Origin of the sequence: Sphingomonas sp. UBA978, assembly GCF_002292295.1 — a bacterium.
Lineage (GTDB): Bacteria > Pseudomonadota > Alphaproteobacteria > Sphingomonadales > Sphingomonadaceae > Sphingomonas.
In genome coordinates this window covers 23595-39590 of the sequence record NZ_DBBS01000006.1, presented here as the reverse complement: position 1 = coordinate 39590, position 15996 = coordinate 23595, and the positions used below count along the sequence as shown (strand labels likewise).

Here is a 15996-nt window from a genome sequence, read left to right as displayed (position 1 = left end):
GCCGCGGGCGACCGCCCCGCCGCGACCGCCGACGGTGTGACCGTCCACGTCTATGCCAATCTCGGCTCGGTGTCGGATGCTGGCGCGGCGGCAGCGATGGGCGCGGAGGGCTGCGGCCTGCTCCGCACCGAATTCCTCTTTTTAGACCGGACGACCCCGCCCGACGCCGCCGAACAGGCGACCGAGTATCGCGGCGTCGTCGCGGCCTTGCCCGGCCGGCCGGTGGTCATTCGCCTGCTCGACGTCGGCGGCGACAAGCCCGCGCCCTATCTGGCGATCCCCGCGGAGGAGAATCCGGCGCTCGGCCTGCGCGGCATCCGCGTCGCGCTCGCCCGGCCGGAGATCCTCGATGCGCAGCTGCGCGGCATCCTCGCCGTGCCGGAGGTCGAGCGCTGCCGGATCATGGTGCCGATGGTCGCGAGCGTCGACGAGATGATCGCGGTGCGCGCCGCGCTCGACGCCGTGCGTGCCGAGCTCGGCATCGGCCCGGTGCCGCTCGGCGCGATGATCGAGACGCCCGCCGCCGCCGCGACCGCCGACCTGATCGCCGCGCATGCCGACTTCCTGTCGATCGGCAGCAACGACCTCACCCAATATGTGCTGGCGATGGACCGCGGCAATCCGGCGCTCGCCGCCGGTATCGACGGGCTGCATCCGGCGGTGCTGCGCCTGATCCGCATGACCTGCGAGGGCGCGGCGACGCGCGGCGTGCCGGTCAGCGTCTGCGGCGGCCTCGCCGCCGATCCGCTCGCCGCACCCATCCTCATCGGCCTCGGCGTCCGCACCCTCTCCGTCCCACCGGCGCGGGTGCCGGCGACCAAGGCGCTGGTCGCCGGGCTGACGCTCGCCGCCGCGCAGGACCTGGCGGCGCAGGCGCTCGCCGCCGCCAGCGCCGCCGGGGTGCGCGACCTCGCCCGCCGTTTCGCCCAGGAGACCAGCCGATGACCGCCGCCCGTTTTTCGGTGATGTCCTTCCTCCAGCCGCTCGGCCGCGCGCTGATGCTGCCGATCGCGGTGCTGCCGATCGCCGGCCTGCTGCTGCGGCTCGGCCAGCCCGACCTGCTCGACATCGCCTTCCTCAGCGCGGCCGGCGACGCGATGTTCGCCAATCTCGGCCTGCTGTTCGCGGTCGGCGTCGCCACCGGCTTCGCGCGCGACGGCAACGGTGCCGCGGCGATGGCGGGGGTGGTCTGCTACCTCGTGGCGGTCAACGGCGCGCAGGTGTTCCTGCTGGTGCCGCCGGCGACGCTCGCCAACGTGCCGGACGCATTGGTCGCGGGCGTGTCGACGGCATGGAAGGCCGCGGCGATCGACCGGCTGGAGGTGCCGATCGGCATCGTCTCGGGCCTCGTCGGCGGGCTGTTCTACAACCGCTTCGCGACGTTCAAGCTGCCCGATTACCTGGCCTTCTTCGGCGGGCGCCGGTTCGTGCCGATCATCGCCGGCATCGCCGGGCTGGTCATCGCGCTGGTGCTGGGGCTGAGCTATGCGCCGATCAACGCCGGCATGGACGCCCTGAGCAATGGCGTCGTCGCGGCGGGTGGGTTCGGCCTGTTCGCCTTCGGCGTGCTCAACCGGCTGCTGCTCGTCACCGGCCTGCATCACATCCTCAACAACGTCGCCTATTTCGTCGTCGGCGATTACCAGGGCAAGACCGGCGATCTGACGCGCTTCTTCGCGGGCGATCCGACCGCGGGCGGGTTCATGAGCGGCTTCTTCCCGGTGATGATGTTCGGCCTGCCCGCCGCCTGTCTCGCCATGTATCACGCCGCCGCGCCCGACCGGCGCAAGGCGGTCGGCGGCATGCTGTTCAGCCTCGCGTTGACCTCGTTCCTGACCGGCGTCACCGAACCGATCGAATTCAGCTTCATGTTCCTCGCGCCGGTGCTCTACGCGATCCACGCGGTGCTGACCGGCCTGTCGGAGGCGCTGATGAACGCGCTGGGCGTCAAGCTCGGCTACGGCTTCTCCGCCGGTCTGTTCGACTATGTGCTGAACTACGGCAAGGCGACCAAGCCGCTGCTGCTGATCCCGATCGGCGCGGTCTATGCCGCGGTCTATTACGGCCTGTTCCGCTGGACGATCGTCCGGTTCAACCTGCCGACGCCGGGTCGCGAGGCGGTGGATGCCACCGCCGCCGCCGGCCCGGTGGTGGCCGCGGACGCGAAGGCCGCGGCCTTCGTCGCGGCGCTGGGCGGGCGGGCGAACCTGCGCGCGATCGACGCCTGCGCGACCCGGCTGCGGCTGGCGGTGGTCGACGCGAGCGCGATCGACGAGCCGCGGTTGCGCCAGCTGGGCGCGCGCGGCGTGCTGCGGCCATCGCCGACGGCGGTGCAGGTGATCGTGGGCGGCATCGCGGACGGCCTCGCCATGGACATGCGCGCGGCGATCGACGCGGGGGAGGGCGCAGCCGCCGCGCCCGTGGCCTTACCCGCCGCCGCACCGGTGGCCGAAGCCGCGACCGTGCCGTCCGCGCTGCTCGCCGCGCTCGGCGGGCAGGCCAATATCGGCTCGGTATCGCGCCACGGCGGCCGCCTGCGCGTGGTCGTCGCCGATCGCGCGCGGGTCGACGATGCGGGGCTTGCCGATGGCGTCCGCGCCGCCGCCTGGGTCAGGGCGGACACGCTGCACCTGCTGATGCCGGCCTGACGCGCAACAGCGCTTGCATCCCCGCGCGGCTGCGATTAGGCGATCCTCTCAGCCGTGCGGAATGCCGGCCGTGCGGGTGTAGCTCAATGGTAGAGCAGAAGCTTCCCAAGCTTACGACGAGGGTTCGATTCCCTTCACCCGCTCCATCACAACCGTACGTTCGCGGGCAGGGGGCATAGCCCCTGATAGAGCGAGCATCGCGGCAAGCCTTCCCTCTACTGCGATATTCACGCCCCGACCGGTTTCAGCGGGGGTGAGGACGATCCGATCGATCATCTTGCGCAGCGTCGGGACCGCCTCGTCGCGGGTGTAGGGGTCGGCCAGCTTGGCGTTCAGGTCGTCGACGTTGCGGCGGTAGTCGGCCGCGATCGTCGGATGCAGTGCGATCACCGGATCGGTGTCGAGGTCTTGCAAGTGCTCGGCCGCGGCCTCCCGCTCTGACCTCGCCTTCTGCATCGCATCCTTGATTTCAGCGAACTCCCCAGCACCGGAGGCGATGGCCGCGACCAAGCGGTCGATCCGGCTCGTGGCATCGACGAGCCGCTTCTCCAGCTTGGCACGCTCACGACGATTGTCGCTGGCCCGTCGGGCGTAGTGCTCGTGGTATTCCTTCACGTAGACGGCGACGACGTCGGGATCGAGCATCTGCTCGCTCATCCCCGCTATCACGCGCGCTTCGAACGTCGTGGTCATGACCTTGCGATTGTTCGAGCATGAGCCGTCATTGGTATAGCGTGCGCATCCCCACTTCTCGCCCGATATGACGATCCAGCTGCTGCCGCACACGCCGCATACGCCCAACCCGGACAGCATGCGGCGGGGGCGGACACACTTGGTCGGACGGATGCCTTGATAGGATGCGCGGCGTTCCTGCGCCGCGTCCCATGTAGCGTCGTCTAGGATGCGGAGGTGCGGCACCTGCTCGACCTGCCAATCGCCTAGCGGGTTGGTTCGAATACGGACCTTGCGCGTCATTGGTTCGACGATCTTGCTGGTCCGGTTATGTACGATCTCGCCGACATAGAGCCGATTGAGCAGGATGCCGTTGCCGCGCTTGGCATCGCCCTGGATCGTCGACGCGCGCCAGTGCGATCCGCGTGGGCCGGGAACGCCTTCGGCCGCCAGCCTGCCGGCGATGGTGCGGGCGCTTTTGCCCTCCGCAAATTCACGGAAAATGCGGCGAACGATCGCTGCATGCTCATCGTCGATCTCTCGTAGGCCGCGGATCGGGCGGCCGTTGGCATCGATCCTGTTCGCGGTGCGATAGCCATAGGCAAGGCCGGCGGGACTCCGGCCTGCCGATACGGTGCCGCGCTGACCGCGCTTGATTTTCGCACCGAGTTCCTTGCGGAACTGCGCGTCCATCAGGCCCTTGATGGTGCCGGTCAGCTGTGTCACCTCGCCATCGCTCAACGTAAAAAGGCGAGCGCCGGCATAGGTGAGCCGTTCGCGGATCGCAAAGCTGTCGCCCTCGTGGCGCGCGATACGGTCGGTGGATTCGGTCAGCACCTGATCAATGCCGCCGCCCTCGACAGCGGCGAGCAGGGCCGCAAGGCCGGGGCGCTGGGCCACGCCAATGCCGGCTGCGCCGCTGATCGCATAGTCGGTGAAGACCTCGACGATCGGCCAGCCCTCACGGTCCGCGCGATCACGGCAGACCGCGACCTGATCGTCGATCGAACGGCTATTCTGTAACTGGCTGCTGAAGCGGGCGTAGATGACGGTCCGCACGGTCGTTTCCTTTGGCTTGGCGCTCGTCATAGTCTCGGTTCGCCTGCGCGCGCGCAAGGGCGCGGACGAATTCGATGAATATCGGGTCGTGCTTCATGCCGCCCTCGCGAGCGCCTTGGCGGGTGCCAGCGTGTCCGAGGTTCCGGCACCCGCCTTCCTTCCCTTGCCTTTGCTCACAAGGTTGATCCGCGATGGCGCTTCGTCCCTGGAATTATAGCGACGCGCCCGCTGATCAGCGCCCGATCGCCGTATGGACGGCAAAGGACGCAGCGAGCCTCCTCGACCGCGACGGGGCCAAGCTGCGCGCCTGGGTCGACCAGATCAGCGGCCGGCGGGCGACAGCCGAATACGATAGTCAGCGGCCGAGCTACGTAGCTGACACAGGTGATGGATATCCAGGTGTCCTCGGCAACGCAGCGCAATACGGCTCCATCTGCCTGAAGATCGAGGACCTGACTGGATTCCCGTTCGGGTCGGCCGGCATGGACCTGATCATCATTGCCACCTCGACCGAGACGACCAACACGCAGAACGCGGTCATCGGCTGGGGTAACAACGACAATCGCGGCCCTCGCATCTTCAAGATGCGGACGACCGATCAGTTCGGCGACAATTACGAGAACCAGCTGTACGCATCGCTGGGGCAGGACGTGTTCACCCGCAGAATGGGCACGTGGTCAGTGCCCGATGCCGCGCCGGGCCTGGGCGTGCAGGTGCGGGTCCAGAATTTCGTCGCGCCCCGGGTGTCTGTCTCGCGCGAGATGTTCTTCGCGACCGCGATAGATAGCGGCTATCTATTCGGGCGGCACTACGGCGATGAACGTTTCGTCGGCTACATTCATGAGATCATCCTCGCTCCGCCCCTCACCGACGCGGTGCGCGAACAGTATTACGGCAGGGCGCTACACGACTGGGGCATTCAGGGCGGCGCTGACCCCACGTTCGTCTATGCTACTCAGCGGCCCATGGTCGATGATGGTGCCTCCGCGGGAAGCGCGGGCGATGTTGCTGCGACCCTCGGCATGGTCGCCGCAGCCGCGTCGGCCGTGCTGGTCATCGCCGGAATGGCGAGCGTACCACTGGCACCGGTCGGCATTATGGCGCCCGCATCGGCGCCGATCCGTGCCAGCGCTGCCTCAACCTTGGGCGCCATAGCGGCATCAGGCGCCGCCTTGCTGGTCATACGCGCTGACGCAGCGCCAACGCTACAGTCGGTCACCGCGCAAAGTGCAGCGCGGCTTCTGATCGCCGGACTTGCCGCCAGTGAGCTCGGCAGCTTCAGCGCAGCGGCAAGCGGCGTCCTAACGGTTCGAGGCATGGCGTCGCTGGCGCTGGCACCGGTCGCCGCCTCCAGCACCAGCGAACTTGCCCTGCGCGGCGTCGCTGCGATCACGCTCAGCCCGGTGACTGTCGAGGCGCGCGCCGGCCCAACGCAGTCGGCAGGCGGCGTAGCGGCGATCGCACTCGATCCAATCGCAGCTGTGGCCGATGGTATCGTCCGCATCTCTGCCAATGCGGCCCCCGCGCTGGCATCGATCCAGGCGAGCGGTGCCGGCGGCATCCGGATCGCGGCCGTCGCCAACGGGCAGATGGCCCCCGTCACGGCAGTTGGCGACGGCATCCTGCCCGTGCGGGCCGCCTCCGCGTCGCTGCTCGGACCAATTGTTGCCGCAACGTCTGCCAGGCTGTCGATTGCGGGGCAGTTGACCGGTGCGCTTCAGCCGCTCGCCATCGTCGCGCAGGCACGGACGTCGGCATTCGAGTCGATCGATATCCCGCTACGCAACCGCTTCGTCATCCCCGCCCGGCAGCGGCGGTTCACCATCCCGGCGCGACAGCGCGCCTTCGTTATCCGCAAAGGCACCTGCATGTCGTCCATCACGAAATACGCGGCCGAAGAGCGGCAATACCAGGCAGACTGGTCGGCCGACCTCAACGGGCAGACCATCGCCGGCGAGATTGTCGCGACCAGCAGCGATCCGACGCTGATTGTCGACAGGGTCACATATAACGGTGCGCTGATGAAGTTTTGGGTGAAGGGGGGCGCGTCAGGACGGCTTAGCACGATTCGCTTCGACGCACCGACGTCTGGGGGTGAGGGCCTTGTATGGCAGCAAACGGTGGTCGTCTTCTAAGTCAACAAAAAACGGATCATCCAGATGCTTTGCTAGCTTAGTTACCTCAAGATATCTTCGCAGCGCATCCTTAACATTCCACTGTCCATAGCGAGCGTGAAGTCATTTATTATCAGCGGCATATCACTCTCATGATGCTGCCATCTTGGCTTACGAACGACTTGTCCAGTGGGCGGGTGGATCGTAACTAATTGTACGTTTGAGAACGCCCTGAAGACTTCTGGCGAGAGATGGGTCTCCGAATATACGCAAGCGCAAAAAAGCATGCCGAACATGAAGATCGCGATTTTCGAACGCTTTTCGCGCCCATTCTTATTATCATCAACTCCTAGTGCGCGATGGTAAACGGGATCGTTTCCAACTAATGGCAAAGCATTACCAATTGCTATAGCCCAATTATCTGAAAGTTCTTCACCGCAGGCAAACGCGCTTCTCTCAGGTTGTGATACGCATACGGTTTCGCGATCTGCAAATTCGTAACTCATTGTGAACTGGGCAATCCAGCGCGCCAAGTTGCGCAGATCAGATTCGCTTATATCACCCCAGTATCCATAATTCATTCCCTTTAATAAGGGAATTATTGTGTCTATATTATCACTCATCCAACCTGAATTGCATTTCACACATGCGATCTTTAGTGTTTGAGACCGATAGCTGCCGGGGCGGGTGAGTGCTCCGCGACTTGCGATACCCTGCGCGTTAAAATCTTTATTGGGGTATCGGACTATTTTATGTTCACTACGACCAAACTGCGCCAGAGCATGCCGCCGAGACCAACGGCCCCAAATGTGCTCCTTTGTGACTTTTGGAGTTCCGCAATAGATGCAGACATTAGGCGATTGGAATGTCTCCATTAGGCTAACAATAGTGCCATTGTCCTAGATATCAACCAAGACGAAGGCGCCCAATCCCGACGTTCTTCTGACAGCCCTGATATAGGCGGGTAAGGCGTGCCCCCTGGAGGCGCACAGCGGGACTCTGCGTACCCGACCGTATGTCGTACCCGCCGGGCTGAATTACTGCGACACGCTAATCTAGCTATATATCGACAACGCGATTGCCGGTGGTCACGCGAGCATCGATCTGTGGGGATATCGCGTCTTCAAGGTCGCCTGATCTGGCGAAACCAAGGCGGCCGGACGCATTGAAATGCTTGTGCCCGGCCGCTGGGGAGGGGAATGATCTCAGAAGACGGTTGCGATGATCAGCGCCCAGAGCGCAAGGCTCGCAGGGATGGCGAGCAGAAGGCCATGCTGCCCGAACGGGCGATGGCTGCCGTATGGATAATGCGTCAAGCGCATGTGAAATCCTCTCGTTTTCCTACTTTTTGGCGTCAAGCGCTATGGTTAACGTAGGGGAACAAGAGAGGGGATCAAGGCTTCTTTTTGTGCGTGATCCGGACCTTGTTGCAGCGGGTGCACCTGGCGATCGTCGTGCCGATCCTATGAGTCGCGGGACGTTTCGACCATGCATGCAGACCCCACCGACAGCGAATCCCCAACATACAAGTTTCTCCTTATTCCTTGATTATAGAAGGAATAGAGGATCGCATCATATCCTAAGTTGAACCCGTTGTTCATCAATGAGACATCGGAATAGCGCTCGCGGATGCTTGCCCTAACACCCCTAGCCGACCGTCAAAGCCTGCCGCGCAGCGACCGCCAGTTCGCGGAACGCCGCCTGCCACGTCGTGCTGGCTACACTCCCGTTCGCGCATGCCGGACAACTCGGTTCTCGCCTCCTGGCAGCCGGTGGTTGCGGGTCATGAGCTTTTAACCTTGCGAGGCAACTCGCCTTTGCCGCGCCGAACGGCGTTTGAGGCGGTCGTTCTGATGTCCTTTAGCGTTTCGACCAAGCCATAAAGACCGGCCAACGCGACCACGATCCGATCGTCGAGCACACTTTTTGCCAAATCAGGATCGAATGGGATCACCAGTAGAAGGACGTACGTCGGGATCGGCGATGCAGCAGCGACCGTCTGGAAGATCCACTTCTCATCAAGCTGGTCGAGAGACTTTTGATGCAGGCATCGGAGCCAGACCAGTGCCACGAAGAACAGAGAGCATATCGCAGCAGCTGCATATAAGGCTGTCGAAGAATGGGGGGCGTGGTCGTGGACCAGTCTGCCAAACCATTTGGGGTCCACGAATGCCCTTACGAGTACCGGCTACCAACGACCATCCCAATGGCGGCCGATACAACCTCTGCTCCGATAGTCAGCGTCAGGCCCAGAGCAGCAGCAGCCAAGCCAGCCAACGAAATAGAGAGGATGCCGGCACCGAGCATGGTTGGCAGCTTGCGAGCGCCAAGCTTTATGATCGTATGCATGTCATCTCCTTTCGTCCGCCCTCGTACGTGGAAGCGGTTAACAAACAATATGCCCTTTCGCTACCAGCGCAAGGGGTGCGGTGTGACCGGCGACCGTCAGCTTTTTCAACAATACCGCAGCGCCTGCCTTGCGGCACCCGCCAGTTCGCGGAACGCCGCATGCCATGTTGCACCGGCCTCCGACCATGGCAGCGGGCCTTCAATGCGCTCGATCCGGCTATCCCATAGCTTCTCGTCTAGGTGCTCAATGAGAGCGTCATCGTCGTTGCTGGTGCATAGGCGGCAGCGGGCCATCAGCGGCGCACCAAGTCGGGGTACGGATGGGGCTCGTCGACATCCCACTGCCCGTGCGAGGGCGCGTGCGCGGGGCCGACCATGTCAGGCTGCAGCATCACCGTTTCGCTCTCTGGCCGGCCCATGATGCGCTTGACCAGATCATCGGTGACGTCGACCCGGATGCGCTCGATATCGAGGCCCGGCGCCCGTTTCTGGAACGGCTTAAGCACGGACAACGCGACCCATATGTTCGTGCGCAGCTGCTCGCGAGTGACGCGCCTCACGAGCGGTGCTCCCACAGATCGCGGATGCCGAGCGCGCGCTCCGAAAGACCAAAATAGTCCGCCAACCGGCGATGCTCGTCCGGCCGCAGCGCCAAGGGGACGCCGTCGACCACGAACCGCCGAAGATAGCCGGCGGGTCGGTCGAGCATCCGGGACAACGCCGCATAGCTGTCAGGGCCGGCGTCGATCATCTTGGCCAGAGCCTCGCGCGGATCGGCGACGCCCTGCCGCAGCTTTGCGGTGCCGGTCAGAGGCACAGGTAATCGAGTTCCGCGTCGTCGATCGCGGCGTGCATGTCGCCGTCAGCCTGCATCGCGGTGAGGTGCGCGCGAACCTGCCCGATATCACCGTGCTTCGGAAAGCGCCGGTCGGCCGCGGCGCCCGTTGCCAACTGGCCGATCAGGCCGCCTTTGTCCTTCTGGGTCAGCAGCCATGTGCCGAACGGAAGCGGCGCCGGCGACGAACGATCGAGCATATCCATGATGGTTCTCCGGAGTATCGAAGTGCTCCGGCTATATAGGTGTTCCGCGTATGTTCCGCCAGATCGGTTAGACGTTCATGCCGGGACGCCGCGGGGCGCCGTGGCCGGATGCGGGCAGGTTAGACACCGCAGAGCCGCGGAAAGACGCGGTTGTTACTCCCCGGCCAGAATTACAGTCTTTTCACAGCAAATCGATTTTCGGCAGTTGCGTCACGCCTAAGTGCATGCGACCCAGATATCGGGAGCAAACGATGTCCGACGCTGATACCAGTAACCGATTTGGGCCGCAGACAATTGTTGCGGCACTTGCACAAATAATCGTTATTTATGCCGCTCTTGCATACTACGCCGCTTCAGCACAAAGATACGCTATTGCGACGCACTTTGGTGTAGAGCCCTATCTAATCACGCGGAATGTTCCCGACCATCTTGTGCAAGGCACTAGAGTTCTTCTTTCGCAGTGGTCCTTCTACATCTTAATGTTGATATCGCTCGTGACGCTTGTCGCTAGCGCCAACTTCTCCATCAAAGCGTCACGAAAGGTGAAAAGTCTATCCGGCTTTACGCTATTGGTGATTTGCGTACTAGGCGTTCCTATATTTGCTAATCACATTGGGGCGGCGTCCGCCAATTTCACTATTGATAGCTTGGAAAGCTCTGTCAAAGAAGGATGCAACATAGGCTGCTACAAATACAAGCTCGCGACAGAGACAGTCGTTGGGCGTCTCCTCACGCAGAACGAGGAGCGGACCGAAATCTTCACAAAGGATGGCCTTCGCGTTGTCAAGAGCGATGACATCATCCTCGTGGCACGCGCCTCTACCTCGACGACGAAGGCCGCCCAAGCAGAAATGAAGGAAATGCCCGCAACGAAAATGAAGCAACAGACTTTTAGTCCTTCGGCTTCGTCAAACGGGCAAGTCTCGTCAGCTAGCCGGCGGTAAATGCACCGCCGGTTTCCGCGCGCAGGGACAACGAAATGGAAAGCAAGATCCTAATCGCTGCGACCAAGTCGTCGCCCACCGCCTAGGCGGCAGCAAGCCGCGTGGTGATCACGTTCACCGCCTTTTCCGTGCCACGGTCTATGTCGTGTCCTGTCGATCTGCCTTGGTATCGCGCTGGTATCGCAAATGCCCCCATGACAGCAGTCAAACGGCGTGCTTCCATGCGCCTTCCCTTCGCAAACCTGCACAAAGCACAGCATGGAAAGCAATCGCACTGCAGACGTCAGGGATTAGCCGGCGAACAAATATATGGGCGTTCCGTTCGCGCTGTCTTTTCGCTATTGCCGCAACATGACTGCGCCCAACGTCGCTCCGTTCGATCCAGCCACCTTCGTTGGTAGACCTGGTTTGGCAGACTCCGTGTTAGGAAGGCCCACCATTGAACAATTTAAAGCGGCCGGCATGACATTCGATCTTCGGGATGCAGGATACTTCCGAGTCGAGGATGAGATACAAAAGGCCTTTCAAAGAGAGGTTTCACCTGACGGTCAGCATATAGTCGCCTTGCACGAGGGTTACCGCTTCTGCCGCCGTTTGGTTGCGGTGGGTCCGGATAATGAAGTCTATGCCGTTTGGGAAATTTATACGAAGTCGTCTGAAGGTTTGTTCGCTGCTAAGTCGCGGACCATAGAGGTGGACGGTAGCTGGACTAAGCGAGGCATCGGCACGGCGTTTGCCGAAGCGGTTCGCCGACACTTCGATGTGGAATGGAGCACGCGTTTCACTCCTGCCGGAGCTAATCTTAAGGAACGAGTAGAAGCGAGACGCGCTTCAGAGGTCGCTCAGACTTGAGCCTTCAAGAACGTACGTTTGTGGCGTGTTCCCTTCACCCGCTCCAGCTTTAGCCTAGTCAGTTATTCCAGCATCCACTCTCATAGCTGGCTGATTGCTGTTTGCCGTGCCAATGCGGTAGATCACTCGATCCAGTCACCGCCACGTTTCTGCTGGAATGAGAAGAATAGCGACGATCGGCAGGCAATACGGCGACGTGCGGCTGCGCACCGCCGGCGATTGCCGTCTTTCAGCTCAGACCACCGCCGTCACGTGTGAACGGTCCGTTGAGGCCTGCGAGGAGCCGAACAAGATCGATCTGGCGGGAAACCCCGGTCTTGGCGAAGATGGATTTCATCTGCGTGCGGACGGTTGCCTCGGAGACGTGCCGTGCCCTGGCGATTTCCGGGATCGACCGCCCCTCGACCAGGGCGCGCGCCAGCACCGATTCGCTTGCCGTCAGATCGAACGGCAACCGGATCAGATTGGCATTCGGCACGCTGAGGTTGCTGCTTTGCGCCGTCAGCAGGAGCACGCCGTCGGAATTGACCCGTTCGCGCGCGCCCCGCAGGATCGGGACGAGATGGACGACCGCGGCGTCGCCCGCCGCCTTGCGCATGCCGATCGACGCCACCGACGTCGTCGGGTCCATGCTGGTGACAAGCGCCTGCCGGAACTGACTTTCCAGAAACTCATCGAGAAAGCGTATGCGGCCGTGCACCTCGTGCATGTGCGCGCCGAGCTGTTCGATGAAACGGGCGTTCGCGGCTCGTAGCCGTCCCTCGGACGACACGATCGCCGCACCTGCGCCGGCCATCTCCAGCGTGGCGACGAAAAGCTCGTCCTTCTGTTGCCGTATCTGCGCGGTCAGGCTGATCGCCCGGCCGAGATGGGGGCGGAGCGAGTCCAGGAACGGCTTGGCGTTTTGCGACAGAGCGTGATCTGCGAACCCCTCGACGGTGATATGCAGGATATCGTCGCATGCGCCCTGGAAGATGGTGGCCGCACCCGCCGCCATCCCACGCGGCGCGAGGAATTCCCGATGAACGGGCATGTCCGCCAGTTCCTCGGCCGTCCGATAGTCGGTTTCCGCGCGAAATCCCGGATACTGGTCGAGGTAGAGCGCCATCGTGCGTTCCGGGTCGGCAAGCCAGCCCGCCTCGACATAGGCCTCTCCGGCATCCCGAATCCCGTTCGAGAAGGTGATCGACGCGCTGCCATCGACCGACCGGCAGATCAGCGCGGCACCCATCGCGCCTGCGGCGGCCGCGATGTCCTGCAACGCCTCCGGCCATTTCTCCGGCAGGATGGCCGCCTCATAAATTGCCGATATCAAGCTGTTACGGTCGCCATGACCCATGATGTTCCCGCCTCGTTACAAGAGGTTGTCCGGCTGGCGCGTAACAATGCGCAGGCTGTCCAGATGCTATAAGATAACGCCGTGTCGATATGTGAGTCACATTTGCGATGCTGTGGGCAATGATTGCAATGGGATACGGCAAAGTCTTTCGAGTTATCGTCCGCTAGTGTCGCATTCCGAGACAATCGGTGGAATATCAATGATAAAGCCGGAGCATACCTAATTTGAGGTATTTCATTAGTCACTTGCTCTGGTAACTCATCATAAACGTCATTCAGTTCGATGAGGTCAAGCAGAACCATCATCGGGGATGATCGTTTTCTGGGGTGTTGACGTAACGTCAAGTGGGGAAAATACGTGGCTATTCATAATGTTGAATTGAGCCCAGGTTTTGACTTGCGTCTCGGGGGGAGGGCGGCGGTGCTGCCGTCCGTCGGGAATACTGGCGCCATACCCGCCTCGACTGTCCATATGTCGGGCCACTCCATCGAATGATGGCGAGCGCCTGCGGGGCGATCGTGGGAAAGGCTGTTGCGTTCGTCGGACCAACGTCGGGTCCAGCAGCCCGGACGGGCCCGGTATAGCCTGGGCCGGTCGGGTCGGTGAGGGGCCGGCGCGTCCCGCTGCCAGCAGGGCTCGGGGCCTGCCGGCCTGCGGTTCGGCCGGGCCACGATAGCTACGGCTTGCCGCGGATGCCTCCCTGCCGGAGCGCATGCCGATCGCCATCCAGTCGTCCTGGCTGTGGTCGGCGCCATGTCGGGCGCCCGCAATAACCGGTTTCGAATGTCATCCGATCGGGAAGAAGGTCATGCGGAACGGTTCAGGTCTATCGCGATGGTCGGACGACCAGCGTCGTGGTCAGGGTGAAGCTTTTGTAGCGCTGGTCGAGCAGCGTCGCGGTCCGTTTTTCGCGGGCTGCGGTCACTTCGAGCCGGGCGATGCGGCCGATGTCGCCGCCGGCCGTCAGCGCGGCCCGCACGTAGCGGTCGTTGCGTGGAGCGGCCTGCGCCAGCGGGTCGAAGCGGAAGTTGCGGTCGCGCAGTCCGAGCATGCCGCGCAGCGTCAGGCGGGCGGTGAGGTCGGCGTCTATCGACAGATCGGCCGATCGGACGGCCAGCCCATTGGTGTAGAGCCCGTCCTCGGCCTCGAACGCTCGCCGCAGGGCGGCGCGCATGCGCACTGCCGGACGTGGGGTCCAGGAACTCACCGCGTTCCAGATCGAGCCCGAAAAATCGCCGTCGAAGAGGGACCGGTCGTCGTGGCGGGCGTAGCCGAACTCGCCATCGAACTGCAGCAGGGCGGAGGGCTCCAGGTGAAGCCGGGCGTACACCCGCGTTTCGCGCGAACTGCTACGGTAATCGCCTGCCCGCCCGTTGGCGACCACCGGCACGGCATTGAGTCCGGTCGCGTCGCGCAGGTCCGCCTGGACCGCGAGAATGTTGCCGGTCGGCGAGAAATAGCCCGCGCCGCCGCCGAAGGATGTGCGCGCGACGTCGTTGCCGCGCAACTCACGGGACGAGTTGACGCTGCGGAGGTAGTCGACACTGCCGATCAGGCGGAAATCGCCGAGAACGTTGCGCGAATAATTCCCCGTCGCGACCAGCACCTGCTGGCGGCTTGCGGCGAAGGTGCGGACATCGCTGAACGGCGTCAGCTGCCGCGCCCATTGGACCAGCAGGCTGCCGTTCGCGACCGCGGTGCGGTGTTCCGCCGCTGCCTCCAGTCGATAGCCGGTGGTATCGAGCCGCGCGTTGCGGGCGAAGGCCAGTCGATTGACCTCGGCATCGCCCGTCAGCGTCCAATTCCCCTCTTCGCTGCGCAGCGATCCACCCACGTTGATCCTGGCCGTCGCATCGGCCCGCGCATCGCCCGGCTGCACTGCCGTGGACTCGGGCAGGCGGAAGACGTTGTCCGTGAACGCGAGCGTTCCGCTGCCCCTGGGCGTCACCTCGGCTGCCGCGTTTCCGCAGCAGATCGAGAGAAGGGCCGTCGTCGCCAGAATATTTCGGGCGCCCAAATTCCTGTCGATCACTGCTTCCTCGCTTCCCTGCAATCGCCAAAGGCGGATGTAGCCATGAGAGATAGTTAAAATGCAACGGGATTGTCCACCAAGATTAACGGAAAATCGGCAATGTCCTTTGTTTTCATTGCCGTACAATTCCTGGAGCATGACAATGAAGATGTTATACCGGTCGTATAGATCGATCATCATCAAATATATTGCATTGCTTTGCGCGATGATGGGCGCGGACATCGCCCGTGCAAGCGATTACAAAGTCGGTGCCGGTGATGTTCTGAAGATCAGCGTATACCGGGCGCCGGATTACGACACGACGACCAGCGTGACCCAGGCCGGCGATATTGCCTTTGCCGGCGTGGGACGGGTGAAGGTTGCCGGCCGCAGCGTCGACGAGATCGCAAGCGCATTGGCCGCCGCGCTCCGCCAGCGCGAGATTTTCACCGACCCCACCGTCACGGTGCTCGTCCTCGAATACCGCAGCAGCATGGTCTCGGTGCTGGGCGCGGTCGATCGGCCGGGCGAGTTTCCCGTCGATCGTCAAGGCATGACGATCGCGCAGATGCTGGCGCGCGCCGGCGCGAACCTGGCTCTGCCGGGGGGGACCGTGTCGATCATCAACGGCGATGCGCGGGGCGTCCGGCAGACGATCGCCGTCTCGGATATCATCAGCGGCCGCGAGGATCGGGCGGTGCGTCCGGGCGAGGTCATCTTCGTACAGGCGCCGCCGACCTTCTACATCTCCGGCGAGGTCCAGAAGCCCGGCGCCTATCCCATCGAGCGCGGGCTCACCGCGGGGCAGGCGATAGCGCTGGCCGGCGGGCTGACCATGCGCGGCACCCAGGGGCGGATGCGCGTCACCCGCAAGCGCGACGAGGTCGCCTTGCCACCCGCCAAGATCGGCGTCGCCGATCCCGTCCAGCCCGGCGACCTGATCGTCGTCGGCACCAGATTGTTTTGA

General features: G+C 63.1%; 16 protein-coding genes and 1 tRNA gene. 8 read left to right on the top strand and 9 right to left on the bottom strand.

The annotated features are described in order from the left end of the window. The 3 genes from B2515_RS03220 to B2515_RS03210 form a co-directional block, all read left to right on the top strand. Nucleotides 1-945, top strand: a 945-nt coding sequence (locus B2515_RS03220; RefSeq protein ID WP_349676227.1) for a putative PEP-binding protein, incomplete at its 5' end; no start/stop codon positions are given. Beyond that, the gene (gene nagE, locus B2515_RS03215; protein ID WP_293873620.1) at nucleotides 942-2648 is read left to right on the top strand and encodes an N-acetylglucosamine-specific PTS transporter subunit IIBC; all 1707 of its coding nucleotides are present in this window, start codon (nucleotides 942-944) and stop codon (nucleotides 2646-2648) included. The genes B2515_RS03220 and nagE, both read left to right, overlap by 4 nt. A 72-nt stretch (nucleotides 2649-2720) precedes the next feature. Further along, nucleotides 2721-2794: transfer RNA gene (locus B2515_RS03210), tRNA-Gly, on the top strand. Here the strand turns inward: B2515_RS03210 and B2515_RS03205 are convergent. Beyond that, nucleotides 2760-4379 carry a recombinase family protein gene (locus B2515_RS03205; RefSeq protein ID WP_293873617.1) on the bottom strand — a complete coding sequence of 540 codons (1620 nt, stop codon included), beginning with the start codon at nucleotides 4377-4379 and terminating at the stop codon, nucleotides 2760-2762. The two genes, B2515_RS03210 and B2515_RS03205, sit on opposite strands and share 35 nt — an antisense overlap. Between B2515_RS03205 and B2515_RS03200 the strand changes: the two genes are divergently transcribed. Together B2515_RS03200 and B2515_RS03195 are read left to right on the top strand one after the other, a co-directional pair. Next, nucleotides 4366-4596 (top strand): hypothetical protein, encoded by a 231-nt coding sequence (locus B2515_RS03200; protein ID WP_293873614.1) that lies wholly within the window; start codon nucleotides 4366-4368, stop codon nucleotides 4594-4596. The genes B2515_RS03205 and B2515_RS03200 overlap by 14 nt on opposite strands. Next, nucleotides 4571-6514 (top strand): hypothetical protein, encoded by a 1944-nt coding sequence (locus B2515_RS03195; protein WP_293873611.1) that lies wholly within the window; start codon nucleotides 4571-4573, stop codon nucleotides 6512-6514. The genes B2515_RS03200 and B2515_RS03195 overlap by 26 nt, the downstream gene beginning before the upstream one ends. Nucleotides 6515-6555: 41 nt before the next feature. On the opposite strand, the gene B2515_RS03190 is transcribed toward B2515_RS03195, so the two are convergent. From B2515_RS03190 to B2515_RS03165, 6 genes are all read right to left on the bottom strand, one after another. Beyond that, a complete protein-coding gene (locus tag B2515_RS03190; RefSeq protein ID WP_293873608.1) occupies nucleotides 6556-7368 on the bottom strand; it encodes a hypothetical protein in 813 nt (270 codons plus the stop codon). A 908-nt stretch (nucleotides 7369-8276) separates the two neighbouring features. Further along, the gene (locus tag B2515_RS03185; protein WP_293873605.1) at nucleotides 8277-8564 is read right to left on the bottom strand and encodes a hypothetical protein; all 288 of its coding nucleotides are present in this window, start codon (nucleotides 8562-8564) and stop codon (nucleotides 8277-8279) included. Between the two features lie 104 nt (nucleotides 8565-8668). After that, nucleotides 8669-8842: a hypothetical protein gene (locus B2515_RS03180; RefSeq protein ID WP_293873603.1), complete on the bottom strand. Its 174-nt coding sequence runs from the start codon at nucleotides 8840-8842 to the stop codon at nucleotides 8669-8671. Between the two features lie 293 nt (nucleotides 8843-9135). After that, nucleotides 9136-9348: a hypothetical protein gene (locus B2515_RS03175; protein ID WP_293873601.1), complete on the bottom strand. Its 213-nt coding sequence runs from the start codon at nucleotides 9346-9348 to the stop codon at nucleotides 9136-9138. 50 nt (nucleotides 9349-9398) lie between these two features. Continuing rightward, entirely contained in the window at nucleotides 9399-9593 is a 195-nt protein-coding gene (locus B2515_RS03170; protein WP_293873599.1) for a hypothetical protein, read from the bottom strand. A gap of 56 nt (nucleotides 9594-9649) precedes the next feature. Next, the gene (locus tag B2515_RS03165) at nucleotides 9650-9883 is read right to left on the bottom strand and encodes a hypothetical protein (RefSeq protein ID WP_293873597.1); all 234 of its coding nucleotides are present in this window, start codon (nucleotides 9881-9883) and stop codon (nucleotides 9650-9652) included. Nucleotides 9884-10134: 251 nt separating this feature from the next. Between B2515_RS03165 and B2515_RS03160 the strand changes: the two genes are divergently transcribed. Then, on the top strand, nucleotides 10135-10827 hold the full coding sequence (locus B2515_RS03160; protein ID WP_293873595.1) for a hypothetical protein: 693 nt from the start codon (nucleotides 10135-10137) through the stop codon (nucleotides 10825-10827). 351 nt (nucleotides 10828-11178) lie between these two features. Next, on the top strand, nucleotides 11179-11679 hold the full coding sequence (locus B2515_RS03155) for a hypothetical protein (protein ID WP_293873592.1): 501 nt from the start codon (nucleotides 11179-11181) through the stop codon (nucleotides 11677-11679). Between the two features lie 229 nt (nucleotides 11680-11908). Here the strand turns inward: B2515_RS03155 and B2515_RS03150 are convergent, their stop codons facing one another. Next, a complete protein-coding gene (locus B2515_RS03150) occupies nucleotides 11909-13018 on the bottom strand; it encodes a helix-turn-helix transcriptional regulator (protein WP_293873589.1) in 1110 nt (369 codons plus the stop codon). A gap of 826 nt (nucleotides 13019-13844) precedes the next feature. Beyond that, on the bottom strand, nucleotides 13845-15272 hold the full coding sequence (locus tag B2515_RS03145) for an outer membrane beta-barrel protein (RefSeq protein ID WP_293873586.1): 1428 nt from the start codon (nucleotides 15270-15272) through the stop codon (nucleotides 13845-13847). Between B2515_RS03145 and B2515_RS03140 the strand changes: the two genes are divergently transcribed. Continuing rightward, the gene (locus B2515_RS03140; RefSeq protein WP_293873583.1) at nucleotides 15256-15996 is read left to right on the top strand and encodes a polysaccharide biosynthesis/export family protein; all 741 of its coding nucleotides are present in this window, start codon (nucleotides 15256-15258) and stop codon (nucleotides 15994-15996) included. The two genes, B2515_RS03145 and B2515_RS03140, sit on opposite strands and share 17 nt — an antisense overlap.

Excerpts from the sequence above, each read along its gene's own strand:
- B2515_RS03190 (WP_293873608.1), bottom strand. The coding sequence starts at position 7,368 with ATGGAGACATTCCAATCGCCTAATGTCTGCATCTATTGCGGAACTCCA.
- B2515_RS03195 (WP_293873611.1), top strand. The coding sequence starts at position 4,571 with ATGGCGCTTCGTCCCTGGAATTATAGCGACGCGCCCGCTGATCAGCGC.
- nagE (WP_293873620.1), top strand. The coding sequence starts at position 942 with ATGACCGCCGCCCGTTTTTCGGTGATGTCCTTCCTCCAGCCGCTCGGC.
- B2515_RS03165 (WP_293873597.1), bottom strand. The coding sequence starts at position 9,883 with ATGGATATGCTCGATCGTTCGTCGCCGGCGCCGCTTCCGTTCGGCACA.
- B2515_RS03160 (WP_293873595.1), top strand. The coding sequence starts at position 10,135 with ATGTCCGACGCTGATACCAGTAACCGATTTGGGCCGCAGACAATTGTT.
- B2515_RS03155 (WP_293873592.1), top strand. The coding sequence starts at position 11,179 with ATGACTGCGCCCAACGTCGCTCCGTTCGATCCAGCCACCTTCGTTGGT.
- B2515_RS03170 (WP_293873599.1), bottom strand. The coding sequence starts at position 9,593 with ATGATCGACGCCGGCCCTGACAGCTATGCGGCGTTGTCCCGGATGCTC.
- B2515_RS03140 (WP_293873583.1), top strand. The coding sequence starts at position 15,256 with ATGATGGGCGCGGACATCGCCCGTGCAAGCGATTACAAAGTCGGTGCC.
- B2515_RS03200 (WP_293873614.1), top strand. The coding sequence starts at position 4,366 with ATGACGGTCCGCACGGTCGTTTCCTTTGGCTTGGCGCTCGTCATAGTC.
- B2515_RS03150 (WP_293873589.1), bottom strand. The coding sequence starts at position 13,018 with ATGGGTCATGGCGACCGTAACAGCTTGATATCGGCAATTTATGAGGCG.
- B2515_RS03145 (WP_293873586.1), bottom strand. The coding sequence starts at position 15,272 with ATGTCCGCGCCCATCATCGCGCAAAGCAATGCAATATATTTGATGATG.
- B2515_RS03180 (WP_293873603.1), bottom strand. The coding sequence starts at position 8,842 with ATGCATACGATCATAAAGCTTGGCGCTCGCAAGCTGCCAACCATGCTC.